Raw genomic sequence first — 17,361 nt, 5'->3', positions numbered from 1 at the left:
GGGAGATGAAGGGGTGTTATCCGTGGAGGACTGGGCTGAGATCCGCAGGCTGCATCGAGCGGAGGGGTTACCGATCAAGGCAATTGTGCGGGTGCTGGGCATTTCGAGGAACACGGTGCGGGCGGCGATCGCCTCGGACGCGCCGCCAAAGTACGAACGCACCCCGGCGGGGTCGATCGTCGATGAGGTCGAGCCACGCATTCGTGAACTGCTGCAAAGCTATCCGCGGATGCCGGCAACGGTGATCGCCGAGCGGATCGGCTGGGAACGCGGGTTGACGGTGTTCAAGGAACGGGTCGCCGAGCTGCGCCCGGTGTATCTGCCGCCGGATCCGGCGGGACGGACGACGTATGTGGCCGGGGAGATCGCCCAGTGCGATTTGTGGTTCCCACCGATCGAGCTGCCGGTCGGGTTCGGACAGGTACGTCGCCCCGCGCTGCTGCCGGTGTTGACGATGATCACCGGGTACTCGCGGTGGCTCTCGGCGCTGCTGCTGCCGACTCGCTCGGCGGGAGATCTGTTCACCGGATGGTGGCAGCTGATCGAGGCGTTGGCGGCGGTGCCGCGGGTGCTGGTCTGGGATGGCGAGGGCGCGATCGGTCGGTGGCGGGCCGGGAAGGTCGAGCTCACCGAGCAGTGCCAAGCCTTCCGCGGGACGCTGGGCGCGAGAGTGTTGGTCTGCAAACCCGCCGACCCCGAAGCGAAGGGGTTGATCGAACGCTGTCACGATCACCTGGAGCGGTCGTTTCTGCCGGGACGCTCCTTCGCCTCACCGATGGACTTCAACGTCCAACTGCAGCAGTGGATCTCGTTAGTGAACACACGCCGGCGTCGAGCCTTGGGATGTGCTCCGACGGAACGGATTACCGCTGATCGCCAAGCGATGCTGGCCCTGCCGCCGGTCCCGCCGGCGACGGGGTGGCGATCAGCGACGCGGTTGGCTCGCGATCACTACGTCCGCCTCGATGGCAACGACTACTCGGTGCACCCCTCGGTGATCGGGCGCCGTATCGAGGTGATCGCCGACCTCGCGCGAGTCCGGGCAGTGTGCGACGGAAGGGTCGTCGCCGATCACGAACGGATCTGGGCGTGGCATCAGACGATCTCCGATCCCGAGCACGTCGCGGCCGCGCGATCGCTGCGCCGTGAGCGGGTCGCGGTGCTGCACCCGGTCGCCGAACTCGACGTCGAGCAGCGGGCCTTGAGTGACTACGACACCGCACTCGGGATCGACGGCCTCGATGGCGGGGTGGCGTGATGGCCGCCCGCGCTTCTGCGGCCAAGCCGGCACGCGACCTCACTGCCGAGGTGGCCTACCTGACTCGGGCACTCAAGGCACCAACGCTGCGCGAGTCGGTGGATCGCCTCGCTGAGCGGGCCCGGGCGGAATCCTGGAGCCACGAGGAGTTCCTGGTGGCGTGTCTGCAGCGCGAGGTGTCGGCACGCGAGTCACACGGGGGTGAGGGCCGCATCCGGGCAGCACGGTTCCCGGCCCGAAAGTCATTGGAGGAGTTCGACTTCGACCACGCCCGAGGACTCAAACGCGACCTCATCGCCCACTTGGGCACCCTGGACTTCGTGGTCGCCAAGGACAACGTGGTATTCCTGGGCCCACCTGGCACCGGCAAGACCCACCTCGCGATCGGCCTGGCGATCAGAGCCTGCCAGGCCGGGCACCGAGTTCTCTTCGCCACCGCCGCAGACTGGGTCAACGTGCTGGCCCAAGCCCATCACGCCGGCAAGCTTCAGGCCGAACTGGTTCGCCTGGGCCGCTACCCACTGCTGGTCATCGACGAGGTCGGCTACATCCCGTTCGAACCCGAAGCCGCCAACCTGTTCTTCCAGCTAGTGTCCTCGCGTTACGAGCGGGCCAGCCTCATCGTCACCTCCAACAAGCAATTCGGACGTTGGGGTGAAGTGTTCGGCGACGATGTCGTTGCCGCGGCCATGATCGACCGCCTCGTCCATCACGCCGAAGTCATCGGACTCAAAGGAGACAGCTACCGACTCAAGAACCGAGACCTGGGCCGCGTCCCCACAGCGGCCACGACAACCGAAGACTGACCGACAACCAACCAGCAGGGGGTCAACTTTCAACCGCCGAAAAGGGGTGAGATTTCAGCCGTCGTTGACACGGATCACCCCGACCGGCAACTAACAATGCCAAGGTCGGATCCACCGTTAATCTGACAGTCCCGCCCGAACTGCTGGTGGCGGATTGAAATCGGGTGAACTTTAAAGGTGGGCACGCCCTGGGGGTGGGGGTGACACTTCTTGGCGACACGAAGCACTCCGCTATTTACGGTTAGAGGACACATACGCGATGGCTCAACGGCGACAACTGCATCTGGCCGGTTTCTTCTCGGCTGGCAATGTGACTCATGCACATGGGGCGTGGCGGCATACGGACGCGTCGAATGGTTTTTTGACCGGGAAGTACTACCAACACATCGCCCGCACTCTGGAGCGCGGCAAGTTCGATCTGTTGTTCCTGCCTGACGGATTGGCCGTCGAGGACAGCTACGGCGACGACCTGCGAACCGGTGTCGGCCTCGGCGGGCAGGGTGCAGTCGCCTTGGAGCCGGCCAGCGTGATAGCGACCATGGCCGCGGTCACCGAACACCTCGGTCTCGGGGCAACCATTTCGGCGACCTACTATCCCCCGTATCACGTTGCTCGGGTGTTCGCGACGCTCGATCAATTGTCGGGGGGCCGGGTTTCGTGGAACGTGGTCACCTCGCTCAACGACGCTGAAGCGCGCAACTTCGGTATTGATCAGCATCTGGAACACGACGCCCGTTACGACCGCGCCGATGAGTTCTTGGATGCGGTCAAGAAACTCTGGAACAGCTGGGATGAGGATGCGCTCGTACTGGACAAGGCGGCAGGCGTGTTCGCCGATCCCACGAAGGTTCACTACGTGGATCACCACGGGGAGTGGCTGAATGTGCGCGGGCCTCTGCAGGTGCCTCGTTCACCTCAGGGTGAGCCGGTGATCCTGCAGGCCGGGTTGTCGCCGCGAGGTCGGCGCTTCGCCGGGCGGTGGGCCGAGGCCGTTTTCAGTGTCGCACCCGATCTGGGATTGATGCAGGCTACATATCACGACATCAAAGCCCAGGTGAAGGCTGCGGGGCGTGATCCGGATCAGACGAAGATCTTCACCGCCGTGATGCCGGTGTTGGGCGAGACCGAGGCCGTGGCGCAGGACCGGCTGGAATACCTGAACAGTCTGGTGCATCCGGAGGTCGGACTTTCGACGCTGTCTAGTCATACCGGCATCAACTTGGCGGAGTACCCGTTGGACACGCCGATCACGACGATCCTGCGGGATCTGCAGGATCGCAACGTGCCGACGCAACTGCACATGTTCGCGGCCGCGATGCACGCCGAGGAGCTCACTTTGGCGGAGCTGGGTCGGCGGTATGGAACCAACGTGGGCTTCGTTCCGCAGTGGGCCGGCACGGCCGAGCAGATCGCCGAGGAGTTGATCCGCCACTTCGACGCCGGCGCCGCGGATGGCTTCATTGTTTCTCCGGCCTTTCTGCCTGGCGCGTATGACGAATTCGTCGACCAGGTGGTGCCGGTTCTGCAGGACCGCGGCTACTTCCGCACCGAATACGAGGGCAACACCCTGCGCGACCACCTGGGTCTGCGCGAACCACGACCGTTAGGACAACCTTCATGGCAGGCCGCCTCAGCCCCGGAAACCCCGGTTCAGAACTTGATACCGGCATCCTCGACACACTGACCTACAGCAACTGCCCGATACCCAACGCGCTGCTCACGGCGTGGGAATCAGGTTTCCTCGACGCCGCCGGCATCGAACTCGACATCCTCAGCGGCAAGCAGGGAACGGTCCACTTCACCTACGACCAGCCCGCCTACACCCGCTATGGCGGTGAGATCCCGCCACTGCTCAGCGAGGGGTTGCGGGCACCCGGACGCACGCGTCTACTCGGCATCACCCCGATCCTGGGGCGTCAGGGCTTCTTCGTCGGCGATCGCAGCCCGATCACAGTGGCCGCCGACCTTGCCGGACGCCGAATAGGAGTGTCGGCTTCGGCGATTCGCATCCTGCGTGGCGAACTGGGGGACTATCTCCAGCTGGATCCCTGGCGGCAGACGCTGGTAGCGCTGGGCTCGTGGGAGGCGCGCGCGTTGTTGCACACCCTCGAGCACGGTGAGCTCGATGTGGACGACGTCGAGCTGGTGCCGATCAACAGTCCTGGCGTCGATGTCCCCGCCGAGCAGTTGGAAGACGCCGCGACCCTCAAGGGTGCGGACCTGTTTCCCGATGTGGCCGCAGGCCAGGCCGCGGTGCTGGACCGCGGTGAGGTTGACGCCCTGTTCAGTTGGTTGCCCTGGGCTGCGGAGTTGGAAGGCACCGGCGCCCGCCCGGTGGTGGATCTCGGCCTCGATGAGCGCAATGCCTATGCCAGCGTGTGGACGGTCAGCAGCGAACTGGTCGTTGACCGGCCTGACCTCGTTCAACGACTGGTCGACGCAGTCGTCGACGCCGGGTTGTGGGCACGCGACCACGGCGATGCGGTGACCCGCCTGCACGCCGCGAACCTGGGCGTATCCCCCGACGCAGTCGGCCACGGATTCGGCGCCGACTTCCAGCAGCGTTTGGTTCCGCGCCTGGATCCCGACGCGGTCGCCCTGCTGGATCGCACACAGCAATTCCTGCTCAGCAACCAGTTGCTGCAGGAGCCCGTCGCCCTCGATCAGTGGGCGGCTCCGGAATTTCTGAACACCAGCCTCAACCGTCACCGATAGGAAGATCAGCATGACTCTGTCCGTTGAAAAGCAGCACGTTCGACCCGGCGATGCCGACAACGATCCCGTCGCAGTCGCCCGTGGGCTCGCCGAGAAGTGGCGAGCCACCGCCGTCGAGCGTGATCGCGCCGGGGGTTCGGCAACAGTCGAGCGCGAAGACCTGCGCGCGAGCGGCCTGCTGTCGCTGCTGATCCCACGCCAGTACGGCGGGTGGGGCGCGGACTGGCCCACCGCCATCGAAGTGGTCCGAGAAATCGCCGCAGCCGATGGATCTTTGGGACACCTGCTCGGCTACCACCTCAGCAGCGCCCCGATGATCGAACTGTTCGGCTCGCAGGAACAAGAACAACGGCTATACCGGCAAATCGCGCAGAACGACTGGTGGACCGGGAACGCCTCCAGCGAAAACAACAGCCACGTGCTGGACTGGAAGGTCAGCGCCAGCCCGACCGAGGACGGCGGTTATCTGCTCAACGGCACCAAGCACTTCTGCAGCGGCGCCAAGGGTTCGGACCTGTTGCTGGTCTTCGGCGTCATCCAGGACGATTCTCCGCAGCAGGGCGCGATCATCGCGGCCGTCATCCCGACATCCCGGCACGGCGTTCAGGTCAACGACGACTGGGCCGCCATCGGCATGCGGCAGACCGACAGCGGATCCACCGATTTCCACAGCGTCAAGGTCGAGCCTGACGAAGTGCTGGGTGAGCCCAACGCCTTCATTGTCGCCTTCATCCAGTCCGAGCGCGGCAGCCTCTTCGCGCCCATAGTGCAATTGATCTTCGCCAACGTCTATTTAGGGATCGCGCACGGCGCACTCGACGCCGCCCGGGAGTACACCCGCACTCAGGCCAGGCCATGGACACCGGCCGGGGTTCAACAGGCAACCGAGGATCCCTACGTCCTGCGCGCCTATGGTGAATTCACCATCGCATTGCAGGGCGCCGACGCCGCTGCCCGCGAAGCGGCCCATCTGCTGCAGACGGTGTGGGACAAGGGCGATGCGCTCACCCCCGAGGACCGCGGCGAACTGATGGTGAAGATCTCCGGGGTCAAAGCGTTGGCCACGAACGCCGCCCTCGACGTCAACAGCGGAATCTTCGAGGTGATCGGAGCGCGCGGAACACATCCCAAGTACGGTTTCGACCGCTTCTGGCGCAACGTACGCACGCACACCCTCCACGATCCGGTGTCCTACAAGATCGCCGACGTCGGCAAACACACCCTCAACGGGCAGTACCCGATTCCCGGCTTCACCTCCTAGAAATCTGAGCCGCTGACCGAAACCGAGGCCACCGCGCGGCCGAGCCGCGAATCGCCCGCCGCGCTCAGCTCTCCGTACGCACGGGTGCACACAACTTGGCCTGCCTAGCCAGCTGCCTGAGATAGCCGCGCGAGAACAAAGCGCGGCAGCTGATGACGCCTACGTAACGAACTCGCACCTCGCCAGCACGCACCGTTACCAGGTCTTGGAGAAAATCAGGTCATTTCGTCATCAATGACGAAACTGTGGAGCAATCACGAACCGTTCGGCCGTCGAGGCGTTCTCCAAGCTGATCCTGCGGAACGAGTACACCCTCTCCGACGTCGAGAAGGTCATCGCCGGGGACACCGATGCCGTCGACGTGCCACCCGACTAGACCCCGTCCAGCGGTGGGCCGCGACCTCTCACGGTCGCGGCCCAGCGCCCCGGCCCCGCTCACACCCGCCACCTCGAGGAACCATCGTGACCATCACCGCCGAACTTTTCCCCCGCTGCGCCCTGCCCGGCTGCGCGATCCCCACCGACACCCAGGGCCACCCCTGCAGACAATGCCGCCGTGACCTCGGAACCCTCGTGCGCCACAACCCCGGCGGCCGCCGACGCCCAAACCGGCCGCGACCACGACGTCGCCCTGGCCTACCGGGCTTAAGAACAGCTACGCATCGCCGACGCCGCCGAACAACGCATCGCCCTCCAGATCGGTCAGCGCGAGAAGCCCGGACAGTCCAGTTGGCTGTGCGAGAAACGCCGAAGGTGTGACATTCTGTCCGTTCCGTACCCGAGGAGTGCGAACGTTCTGTAGGTATCGCGCGACGGGCGGTGCGACCACCATGGATGCACTGCGCATCGTCGCGCGCCATGCCCGAACGCACCCCGCCCAATCGGGGGCCGACACTTCCTGGACGGACTCCATGACCGCACTCGACGCCGCGACCCCGTCGGCACCCGGACCGGGCCATTCGGGCCCGCAGGCCGAGGCCGAACTCGAACTGATCCCCGAGTCCGCGAAGACCCATGACGTGCGCGGACAGTTCTGGATCTGGGCCGGTGCGAACATCGCGCCGATCAACTGGGTGCTGGGTGCACTCGGCGTCACGATGGGCCTCGGGCTGTGGGAGACGGTGGCGGTCCTCGTCGTCGGCAATGCCATCGGCATGACCATCTTCGGCGTCTTCGTCGTCATCGGTCAGCGCACCGGGGTCACCGGAATGGTGCTGTCGCGAGCCGTCTTCGGACGCCGCGGCGCCTACGTTCCCGCCGCCGTCCAGGCCCTGGTCTGCATGGGCTGGTGCGCGGTCAACACCTGGATCGTTCTCGACTTGGTGATGGCGCTGCTCGGCGAGATGGGACTCGTCGACCCGGACCTCGACAACAACGCCGCACGGATCGTCGTGGCCGCGGTCATCATGGGGATGCAGGTGACGATCGCGTGGTTCGGGTACCGGGTGATCTCCGCGTTCGAACGATGGACGGTGCCTCCGACGGTCGCGATCCTGCTCGTCATGACCGTCGTCGCGTGGGTCGGCCTCGACGTCGACTGGGGACAGACGACCGCTCCGGAGCTCACGGGATCGGCCCACATCGGCGCGATCACGGCGGTGATGACCGCGATCGGCATCGGCTGGGGTCTGACGTGGATCGGTTACGCCGGCGACTACTCGCGCTTCGTGTCCCGGGACGTCCCGTCGCGCAGGCTGTTTCTCGCCAGTGCACTCGGGCAGTTCATCCCGGTCGTCTGGCTCGGAGTGCTGGGTGCGTCCCTGGCGACATTGAGCGACTCCGCCGACCCGGGTGAGATCATCGTCGACGCCTACGGCGTTCTCGCACTGCCGGTTCTGTTGCTGGTGATCCACGGACCGCTCGCGACCAACATCCTCAACATCTACACGTGCACGGTGTCGACGCAGGCGCTCGACATCCGCGTCGACCGGCGCGTGCTGAACCTGATCATCGGCGTCGTGGCGATGGCGGTCGTCGTCTACTTCGTGCTCAATAGCGACTTCGCGACCACCATCGACTTCTGGCTGGTGTCGATCGTCGGCTGGTTGAGCCCTTGGGGCAGCGTTGTTCTCGTGCACTGGTTCCTGATCGCGCGGCAACAGATCGACGCCGAGAGTCTGTTCGCCACACCGGCGGACAGCGTCCTGCCGATGGTCCGGCCGACCGCCCTCGTCGCACTCGCTCTCGGTGTCACCGCGACCTGGATGTTCATGTACGGGATGCTGCCGGCACTGCAGGGGCCGGTTGCGGTCGCACTGGGCGGGATCGACCTGTCGTGGCTCGCCGGGGCAGTCGTTGCCGGCACCTCCTACTGGACCATGGAGAAACTCACCGCGCCACGCGCTGCCTGAAGCCCGTCCCGCCAGAGCCGTGGCGGTCGGCGGCGACGACGGGCGAAAGCCGCCTGCCGCATCAGGTCGTCGACTAGGGTTCGGCGCAGTGGAGGCAACGCGGCCTCCTGGTGAGGAGGTTCCATGGCCACCGTCCACACCGCGACCGGCCCGATCGATTCCGCTGACCTCGGGAACGTGTTGGTGCACGAGCATGTGTTCGTCGTCGGCGAGGAGTTCCGGCAGAACTATCAGGACGATTGGGACGAGGACGAGAAGGTCGCCGAAGCTGTCCGCGACCTGACCGAACTGAAGGAACTCGGGATCGACACGATCCTCGACCCGACGGTTCTCGGTCTCGGCCGGTACATCCCACGCATCCAGCGGATTGCCGAACAGATAGACCTCAACATCGTCGTCGCGACCGGGTTGTACACCTACAACGACATCCCGTTCCAATTCCACTACGCGGGACCGGGAATGCTCTTCGACGTCCCGGAGCCGCTGGTCACCCTGTTCACGAAGGATCTCACCGAGGGCATCGCGGACACCGGTGTGCGGGCGGCTTTCCTCAAGTGCGCCATCGAATCCCAGGGACTGACACCGGGTGTCGAGCGCGTGATGCGCGCGGTGGGACAGACCAGCGCCCAGACCGGCGCGCCCATCACCGTGCACACCGATCCGCACAGTCAGTCGGGACTGGTCGCCCAGAAGGTCCTGGCCGAGGAAGGGGCCGACCTGACGAAGGTCGTCATCGGCCACTCCGGAGACAGCGTCGACCTCGACTACCTGATGAAACTCGCCGACGCCGGTTCCGTTCTCGGCATGGATCGTTTCGGGCTCGACCTCCTCCTGCCGTTCGACGAGCGCGTGAACACGGCCGCCGAACTGTGCAAGCGCGGCTATGCCGACCGCATGGCCCTCGCGCACGACGCCGCCTGCTTCATCGACTGGTTCGACCACGAGGCCAAGAAGCAGGCACTCCCGAAGTGGAACTATCGGCACATCAGTGAAGAGGTGTTGCCGGCACTACGGGAACGCGGGGTGAGCGAGGCCGACATCACGACGATGCTCGTCGACGTGCCGCGACGCTACTTCGAGTAGCGGCGCGACACGGCGACAGGGTCAGCGCAGGCTGCTCTGGTACCGGCGCATCCCGCGGAGCCACCGGTCGTAGTCGGCGCCCTTCTGCCGGTACATCTCGAGGACCTCGGGGTGGGGGAGGATCAGGAAGCGTTCGTCGGCGACGGCGTCGAGCACGATCGCGGCCACCGCCCCGGGCGTGAGCACCGTGCCCGCGGTCTCCACGGCGCGCTGCATCAGTCGTTGCTCCTCGGTGGCGGAATCACCGTCCGGCCGCAGCAGTTTGGTGTCGACGCCCATCGGGCAGAGGCAGCTCACCCGGATGCCGTCGTCGCCGTGGGTGATGTTGAGCCACTCCGCGAAGCCGACCGCCGCGTGCTTGGTGACCGAGTACGGGGCATTGCCGATCTGCGTGAGCAGACCCGCGGCCGACGCCGTGCTGACGAAGTAGCCGGTCCCTCGTTCCACCCACTCCGGGACGAGGCGCCGAGCTGCTCGGATGTGGGCGCGGAGATTGACGTCCAGCGTGAGATCCCACACCGCCTCGGCGGTGTCGACACCGCCACCCACACCCACGCCGGCATTGGCGAAGTAGAGATCGACCGGGCCGAACGTGTTCTCCGCCAGCCGAACCGCGGCGTCGATGTGCTCGTCGGATGAGGCGTCGCCGCCGATCGCGGTCGTCGAATCCCCCAGTGAGTCGGCGACGGCCAGGGCGCCGGACTCGTCGAGATCGGTGACGACGACCCTCGCGCTCGCATCGACCAGCGCATGCGCGATCGCCGCGCCGATACCCGCACCGCCACCCGTGACGATGGCCACCTTGCCTGCGACGTCCATGGATCTCCTTCGATCGCCGATGTGTGGGGTCCAGAGTTACCAGACGCGAGGGCGAAATCCCGCTCCCTGAGGTGCGAGGAGCGCAAGCGACGAGCCTCGAAGGGTCCCGACAGCAGTCACGAGACTCGAAGCCGATGACTTTTCCGCCGCCCCACGGTCTGACATCGTGACGTTCACCGCGAAGAGACGAGAGGCCACACCATGGGAAAGATCCACGTCCACGAATTCATCACCCTCGACGGCAGCTACGAGGACCCGAGCTTCACGATGCCGTATGGATTCGCCGACGGGATGGGCGAGCTGCTCGGCTCCTTCATGTCCGACTGCACCGGAATCCTGCTCGGACGCAACACCTTCGAGATGTTTGCCCCGGCCTGGGCGCACCGGACGGTCGAGGACGATCCCGGTGCGCCGTTCTTCAACGACACCACCAAGTACGTGGTGTCCTCGACCCTCGACGACGCGGCTGCCTGGCAGAACTCGGAGATCATCGGCGCCTACGACGCCGACCGGATTCGCGAACTCAAGAAGGATCGCGACCTCTACATCAGCGGCAGCGGCACCCTCGTGCGGGCGTTGCTGCGCGACGAGCTCATCGACGAGCTGCACCTGCTGGTGTACCCCGTGGTCCTGGGGAGCGGTGCCCGCCTCTTCGACGGTCTGGCCGATCTGCCTCTCACGCTCGTCGGCACAGACGTCTTCGACAACGGCGTCGTACACCTCTCGTACAGCTCCACCGACTGAGCGGTCGCGATCCTCGGCGGAGATGGCGCCGGAGTTCGTCGAAGGCGCAGCGGCCCTTCGTGGCTCGTCGCTTGCGCTCCTCGCACCTCAGGGAGCAGAGGGGGTCGCTCCTTTCGGACTAGGGAGCAGGGGGGCGTTGCGACGGCCCCGATGCCCCGTCGGCGAGGTCCATGGCGCTGAGGAGCAGGCGGGCGACGCGGGCGTAGGCCTGGTGCTCGGCCTCGCACAGTGCGATCTCCTCGTCGCCGAGCTCGGCATTGCGGGCTGTCGTCAGATTGTCCATCCACTCGCGCATCTCGGCGGCACAGATGTCGAAGAACTCGTGCACACGCTCCCGATCCCGGTGGCACGCCGCGAGAACCGTCGTCGGGGACAGCTTGTTGTCGAGCTTCTGGTTGACCCGCAGGAGACTGAGCAGGGCGCCGGGCAACCGATCGCCGCGGCCGCGATGATCCAGTTTCGGCTGGCTGCCGAGCCGCCTGATCATGTCGCCGCGGGCCGACCTGGCGAAGTCGTCCCAGCGCCGGAGGGCGGCATCGAGGTTCGCGGGACTGAACACCGCGACGTCGATCCGGCGCTGCGCGTACACGAGTCCGTTGCGCACGACCACCGCGACTTCGGGCCATCGCGGGGAGAACTCCGCGACCACCATCCCGAGCAGCGAGGGTGCGGGCACCGACGAGCTGAGGATGGTCACGATCTCCAGCGAGCGGGCATCTCGGGTCGGTCGTAGCAGCGAGGTGCCCGTCGACCGCAGGAAGATGGCCTTGCGCGGACTGACCACGGCGGGACGGCCCGCCGCGGTCATCGCGGCGCGGACCAGTTCGACGAGATGGTCTTTCGACTGCGGGATCACCCCGCCCTCCGCGGGGGCGTCGACGAATCGGGGCGGCGCGGTGAAGCGGAGTGTGTCGGCGTCGGTGATGCGTACGGTGTCGTCGGGATCCTCGCCGACCACGCGGCTCGACTCCGATGACCGGGCCTGGTCCCGCTCGGCGTCGAGATCGTCTGCGGGCAGAGGTGAGTGGTGGCGGGCGAAGGACGGGTCGCCGATGCTGACGAATGACGGATGGATGACACCCCACACCTCGCGCAGGGCCCGCACGGCGGCGTCGGCGAGGTCGGCGAACCGGAGGGGGTCGACCTCGAAACAGAAGGCGCTCCGACCTTCGAGCCGACACCAGCCGCGGTCGACGATGTAGGTGGCCTGTCGCATCCACCGGTCCTTGTCGGTCCAGGTGAGGTCACCCGCGGAGATGGTGCAGCGGAGGCGTTCGGTCGACCCGAGGGTTCCGGTCACCGCAAAGGTCATCCGTCGACGCCATCCCCCGGCGGCCGCCTCGACGATGGCGAGACTCTGACCCGGCAGGAGGCGTGGCACCCGGACCGCGAGAGTGTCGGCGAAGTCCCGCCAGGCCGCCTCGAGGACGGCGTCGAAGTCGGGGGACATGCGGGTTCCTCCTGGGCGGGACGTACGCGGACCGGATCCGAATAGTACGACGCGGAGCAGACACCCGGGGCGACACCCGCGACAGAACTAGCGGGGTGCCGAGTGCTCGACCGTCTCGTCGAAGACGGGGTGCCAGGGAAGGCTGTGCGCGGCGTAGTCGGCGCTCGTCGGCGCGGCCCGCGGCACCGGTTCACCGGTCATCGACCTCCACGCGATCGAGTTGACGATGCGGACCGTGGCGGCGTCGGAGATCGTCGGGTGCCAGGTGTCGACGGACTCGAGCGGACCCGTCACGAGCGGCGCGGCGAGGCGGGGATGCGCTCGTTCTCGTTCGGCTCGGGAGATGTCGCAGAGCACGCAGGTGCCGGGCGCCGACGGACGATGGCGTCGTCGCCGGGCCCACGCGTCGGCGCGCATCGGGATGACGGCCAGCTGCACGAGCGTCCCGAGTCGGCCGCCGTCCCCGACGGTGTGCGTCGAGGGGGCGAGGAACTGCTGATCGTCGAATCCACCGCCGGCCGGCCCCCGGTGCGAGGCGAGCGACGGTTGCGTGGGGACTTCGAGATAGTCGCCGGCGTCGAAGTCCGGCACCCCGGTGAACACCTCACCGCTGATCGCGTTGACACCGTCGACGCCGACCATCACCAGGAACGGATGCAGGTGCGGCGAGGAGAAATCCAGCCAGGTGGCCTCGGACTGCCACATCGGGATCGTCGCGTGTGCGTCCCCGTCGGGAGAGCCCTGGGCGAGGCGCAGGGCACCGTCGCCGCCGGCCGAGCCGCATCCTCCGACCGGGTCGGGGGTCCGCAGCGTTCGCTGGAACGTGACGTGCAAGCGCGCGTCGCGACCGAGTTCGGGAAAGGTGAACGTGAGCGCGCCGCGATCAGTGGTGATGGCCATGCGAGGGCTCCGATCGGTGACGCGAACCGCTGAGGGTGGCCTAAAGAATTGAACGCCTCGCCGGCCGCCGGCGCGATGGGCGGCGTCGAAAATCGTCCGCGCAGACTACGTGCGCCGATGATTCGGATCCCGATTTGCCGGTATCACTTGGCTGATGAGCTGCTGTCCGCGGTGTCGTCGTCGGACAGCACGACGACGCGGAGAGCGGCCCGCAGGTTGTGCGTGGTCGCCTTCCAGGTGTCGGCCTCGTGACGACACGCATCGGCCTCCACCGAGTCCGACGCGGCGGCCGCGTCGACCGCCGAGCGCCGCCACGTGAGGTGCTGTTCTTCGCTGGTGTGGATGTAGGAGAGGATGTCGGCCTGGTTGTAGCGGCAGATCTTGGCGACCTCGCGGGCGCTCAACGACCGGCCGTCCGGGTCGAGCTCGAGCAGGGTCTGCAGGGCGTCGGGGAGCCGGCCGTCGTTCCGCGCGGTCAGGGGTGTGTCCTCGCAGATCTTGGCGATGACGGACGGTGCGCAGTCGGCGAGGAACGAGAACCACTCGGCCAGGGCCGAACTGAGGTTGTGCGGGTGGAAGACCGCGCACTCGACGGTCAGCGTCGCGAAGACCTCGTTCTCGAGCAGGTGCACGCGCACCGCCGAACCCATGGTCGGCTGGGCGGCGACGATGTCGGCGGCGCGCCGGCGGTCGGTGATGTCGCCGGCCAGGCGAGCGAAGAACTCGAGCCGCGGGGCGTCACTGCGCGGACTCAACCACGACGAGACCGGCTTGGTGGGCAGGGCGATGTCACCGTCGGCGTCGGTCTGGATGCGGCAACCGGTGAGGTCCTCGAGCGAGCCGACGAGCAACGCGCGCAGATGGTCGGCGTCGAAGGGCTGGACCGCGACCTCGATCCGGGGTTCGGGGCGAGCGGCGGGGGAATGGTCGAGGAACGCGGGGTGCACGACCTCCCAGACCTGACGCAGCGTCAGCACCGTCACGTGCGCGAGCTGATCCACGCGGCGTCGGCCGACCTCGAAGATGTGGGTGCCGTTGCGCAGGCGCCGCCAGCCGAGAGAGGCGAGCATGGTCACGTGCTCGGCGAAGTACTCCGGGGTGGGATGCAGGTCGATGTCGTCGATCGTGCAGCGCAGCCGACGTGAACCGGTGATCGTGAACCGCAGCGTCCCGTGGGGTCCCTCCGGGATCATCGGGTCCTGCTGGATCGTGAGGGTCTCGCCCGGCTCGAGATGCGACAGGCGATCGCCGACGTGCAAGGCGAACGTGCGCCAGGCGTCGTCGATGTTCGAGTCCACGGTGAAGTCGGTCATGTCGACTCCCTTCCTCGTGCGCTGACGAGCATGCGCATTGTGCAGCGATGTCGGGATCGGGAGCACGCTCCACCGAGCTGTTCGACGGCCGGCCCCGAACCCGCCTCGGAGTTCAGGTTAGGTGACCTGGCCGACAGACTTGGTCGGTTGAACAGACCCCGCGATGAACTCGTTGCCCGAACCGTACTCCAAGGTCGGTGACCCGGCTGAGTCAGGCACAGGTTGTCAACCGACAACGAGTAGTTGTGTCCCCAGCCTTGGGGACACGCACTCGGACCGCCGCTCAGACGCTGAGCCGCTGATGCCAGCGCAACGTCACCGAGGTCCCGTCGGGCCCGCTGGTGACGTCGGATGCGTCACTGAGCGCCGAGATCAATGCGAGGCCGCGCCCGCGATAGGGCGACGACGAGGCATCGGATTTCCAGCGCCCCGAGTCGGTGACCGTGACCTCCAGCGATTCGTCGCGCGTCACGTGGGCGCGAACCCCGATGGCACGGGACCGCGTGGCGGAGGACTGGGCGGCGGAGGGCTGAGGGCCGGGCGAGGGCACGTCAGCGGCGTACGCGTGCTCGGCCGCGTTGGCCACGGCCTCGTAGACCGCGAGGACGATGTCGCTGCGACGTTCGGCGTCCACGTCGAGCGTCGCGTCCAGCCACCGTGTGAAGTGCTGCCGAAAGAGGTGGGCGGACTCGGGCGTGGCTGCCACCGACAGCGTCAGGCCGCCGTCCGAGTCCTCGGGGCGCGGGTGGGCCGATGAAATCCGGACCATCGGCGTCTAACCAGCCGGACGGTCGGCCAGCCCCTCTGTGGTGGTCATGGCCGTGACCGCGTCGTTCAGTGTCGGGTAGAGCACCATCGTCTGGTCGAGTCCCATCACGGTGAGGGGCCGTGTGGTCGCCGGTCCGGCGGCCACGACCCCGAACATGCCTCTCGGCGCGATGGCCTCATGGGCGGCGACGAGCGCTGCCATGCCCGCCGAGGCGAGGAATTCGGTGGTGGTCAGGTCGATGATCAGACCGTCCGGTTGCCCGCTCAGCGCCTGGGAGACCGCCTCGGACAACTGCGGAGCGGTGAGCACGTCGATGCTGCCCTCCACGGTCAGGATCACCAGCTGCTCGTGCGCCGCGGACACCACCGTCATCAGGGCGCGTCCGGCACTCAGGCCGTTGTCGTCGACGATCACAGCGTCAGGATGTTCTGCCTGCATCGGTGGTGGCCCTCTCTACGGGGGACTACAGCAGGCCGGTGTGCGGCCCCGTCCCGGCGATACGTATGACGGCAGTTGCTCAACCGGTGCCGTCCATCGTGCCATGGGACGCCGTCGCGTCGGTACCGGGGTGAGCGAGAGATTTACCGAGTGATGAGTGACTACTTGCCGAAGAGCCGGTCGAGGAACGGGATCGTGTCGGCTTGCGACCGAACCAGTGTTCCGCTGTGGTCACTCGGATAGGTCCGGAAGGTCACCGGTTGGCCGTTGGCCGCCAGCGTCGCGGCGTACGCCGCGGTGGTGGGATACGGCACGTCGGTGTCCAGCAGGCCGTGGCCCATGAAAAACGGCTTGTCGAAACCTTTTTCGGGCATGCCGAGGTAGTCGGCGAGGGTCGCCGAGAAGTTCGGCAGGCTGGTCAGCGGAGCGGAGAAGTAGTCGCCGACGGAGACTCCCCGGAGCTGCTCCTCGAACTCGCCGACACACTGTGTCTCGGCGAGCGCCACATACTTCCGGCCGGTCGGCGTGAGGATGCGATCGATGCCGAGTTCGGGGTGTGCGTATCGGAGGCCGGCCGTGATGTAGCTGAGGTAGGCGGTCAGCGCGGGTGTGATCGCCACCGGCGGTACGCCCGGGCCGGCGATCTGGACGAGGCGTTCGATGTAGGCCGGCGTACCGGTGCCCACGGCGCCGCGGTAGTCGAGTGCGGGACCGCCGAATTGCGTGGCGTAGCGCGCGGTGTAGATCGCCGCGCCGCCGCCCTGCGACTGCCCGACCGCCGCCCAGGATCGTGACAACCGCTGTGCGGCAGGCAGACTCGCGGAGAACTCGCGACCCGCCCGCACCATGTCGACGACATTGTGGGCCGTGGTCCGGCCGTCGAGGTAGGCATGCAGGCCGGGGGTGCCCAGGCCGGCGTAATCGCTGGCGACGATGGCGTATCCCTGCTGCATCCACTTGGCCAGGTACGGCAGGTCGCGCTCCGGGAGGCCTGGTCCCCGGACCGACGGCGCGCAGTCGTCGCCGATCCCGGAGGTCCCGTGGGCCCACGAGATCACCGGCCAGCCGCCGGGCGGGGCAGTGCCCTCGGGGATGAAGACGGTCCCGGTGCTCAGCGCCTTGTTCCCGAACGTGTCGGTGGTGACGTAGGTCAGGACGGTGGCGTCGGCGGACCCGGGAACCCAGAACTGCGGCGCCAGCGGGCGCGACGAGACGACCGAGCCGGTGTCGCCGAGAGTCGACGGTGAGGCGATCGCCGGACCGGCGGCGAGGGTCCCGGCCGCGCCGGAACTCCCGATCACGACGGCCGCACACGCGGCGAATGCCAGAACCCTGCGATGCCATCGAGTCACGGTCCTCACCGTACTGCGGACGAGTCCCGGTCGTCGATTCGCTCACCTATCCCGTTGCTGCGCAGCCATTTCGGTGAGCGGTACCGGATTCGGTGAGCGGGG

General features: G+C 67.0%; 15 protein-coding genes. 8 read left to right on the top strand and 7 right to left on the bottom strand.

The window, feature by feature from the left end; translation table 11 throughout:
* Window positions 1–13 precede the first annotated feature (13 nt).
* The 7 genes from istA (at window position 14) to B1818_RS03630 (ending at window position 9,474) form a co-directional block, all read left to right on the top strand.
* A complete protein-coding gene (gene istA / locus B1818_RS03660) occupies window positions 14–1,258 on the top strand; it encodes an IS21 family transposase (protein WP_024571251.1) in 1,245 nt (414 codons plus the stop codon).
* Window positions 1,258–2,064 (top strand): IS21-like element helper ATPase IstB, encoded by an 807-nt coding sequence (gene istB / locus B1818_RS03655; RefSeq protein WP_005068429.1) that lies wholly within the window; start codon window positions 1,258–1,260, stop codon window positions 2,062–2,064. Before istA ends, istB begins: the two co-directional genes overlap by 1 nt.
* A gap of 259 nt (window positions 2,065–2,323) precedes the next feature.
* Window positions 2,324–3,748 (top strand): LLM class flavin-dependent oxidoreductase, encoded by a 1,425-nt coding sequence (locus B1818_RS03650; protein WP_005137358.1) that lies wholly within the window; start codon window positions 2,324–2,326, stop codon window positions 3,746–3,748.
* Window positions 3,682–4,779: a 2'-hydroxybiphenyl-2-sulfinate desulfinase gene (soxB, locus tag B1818_RS03645; protein ID WP_050544330.1), complete on the top strand. Its 1,098-nt coding sequence runs from the start codon at window positions 3,682–3,684 to the stop codon at window positions 4,777–4,779. Before B1818_RS03650 ends, soxB begins: the two co-directional genes overlap by 67 nt.
* A 10-nt stretch (window positions 4,780–4,789) precedes the next feature.
* Window positions 4,790–6,040 (top strand): acyl-CoA dehydrogenase family protein, encoded by a 1,251-nt coding sequence (locus tag B1818_RS03640; RefSeq protein WP_005068444.1) that lies wholly within the window; start codon window positions 4,790–4,792, stop codon window positions 6,038–6,040.
* A 911-nt stretch (window positions 6,041–6,951) separates the two neighbouring features.
* On the top strand, window positions 6,952–8,391 hold the full coding sequence (locus B1818_RS03635) for a cytosine permease (protein ID WP_058253433.1): 1,440 nt from the start codon (window positions 6,952–6,954) through the stop codon (window positions 8,389–8,391).
* A gap of 123 nt (window positions 8,392–8,514) precedes the next feature.
* Window positions 8,515–9,474, top strand: coding sequence for a phosphotriesterase (locus B1818_RS03630; RefSeq protein ID WP_058253421.1), 960 nt, complete (start codon window positions 8,515–8,517; stop codon window positions 9,472–9,474).
* Window positions 9,475–9,495: 21 nt separating this feature from the next.
* Here B1818_RS03630 and B1818_RS03625 read toward each other — a convergent pair whose 3' ends face one another.
* Window positions 9,496–10,293 (bottom strand): SDR family oxidoreductase, encoded by a 798-nt coding sequence (locus B1818_RS03625; protein ID WP_058253420.1) that lies wholly within the window; start codon window positions 10,291–10,293, stop codon window positions 9,496–9,498.
* Between the two features lie 201 nt (window positions 10,294–10,494).
* Between B1818_RS03625 and B1818_RS03620 the strand changes: the two genes are divergently transcribed.
* Entirely contained in the window at window positions 10,495–11,037 is a 543-nt protein-coding gene (locus B1818_RS03620) for a dihydrofolate reductase family protein (RefSeq protein WP_058253419.1), read from the top strand.
* A 118-nt stretch (window positions 11,038–11,155) separates the two neighbouring features.
* Here B1818_RS03620 and B1818_RS03615 read toward each other — a convergent pair whose 3' ends face one another.
* From B1818_RS03615 to B1818_RS03590, 6 genes are all read right to left on the bottom strand, one after another.
* The gene (locus B1818_RS03615) at window positions 11,156–12,487 is read right to left on the bottom strand and encodes a hypothetical protein (protein WP_064571441.1); all 1,332 of its coding nucleotides are present in this window, start codon (window positions 12,485–12,487) and stop codon (window positions 11,156–11,158) included.
* Between the two features lie 87 nt (window positions 12,488–12,574).
* Window positions 12,575–13,387: a hypothetical protein gene (locus B1818_RS03610; RefSeq protein WP_004019699.1), complete on the bottom strand. Its 813-nt coding sequence runs from the start codon at window positions 13,385–13,387 to the stop codon at window positions 12,575–12,577.
* Between the two features lie 143 nt (window positions 13,388–13,530).
* Window positions 13,531–14,700 carry a hypothetical protein gene (locus tag B1818_RS03605; RefSeq protein ID WP_058253417.1) on the bottom strand — a complete coding sequence of 390 codons (1,170 nt, stop codon included), beginning with the start codon at window positions 14,698–14,700 and terminating at the stop codon, window positions 13,531–13,533.
* Between the two features lie 283 nt (window positions 14,701–14,983).
* Window positions 14,984–15,469 (bottom strand): ATP-binding protein, encoded by a 486-nt coding sequence (locus B1818_RS03600; protein ID WP_058253416.1) that lies wholly within the window; start codon window positions 15,467–15,469, stop codon window positions 14,984–14,986.
* Window positions 15,470–15,475: 6 nt separating this feature from the next.
* The gene (locus B1818_RS03595) at window positions 15,476–15,907 is read right to left on the bottom strand and encodes an STAS domain-containing protein (protein WP_004019695.1); all 432 of its coding nucleotides are present in this window, start codon (window positions 15,905–15,907) and stop codon (window positions 15,476–15,478) included.
* 161 nt (window positions 15,908–16,068) lie between these two features.
* A complete protein-coding gene (locus tag B1818_RS03590; RefSeq protein WP_058253415.1) occupies window positions 16,069–17,268 on the bottom strand; it encodes a prolyl oligopeptidase family serine peptidase in 1,200 nt (399 codons plus the stop codon).
* Window positions 17,269–17,361 lie beyond the last annotated feature (93 nt).

It is taken from the genome of Gordonia sp. IITR100 (assembly GCF_002009645.1).
Taxonomy (GTDB): Bacteria; Actinomycetota; Actinomycetes; order Mycobacteriales; family Mycobacteriaceae; genus Gordonia; species Gordonia hongkongensis.
This window is presented reverse-complemented; position numbering and strand designations above follow the sequence as displayed.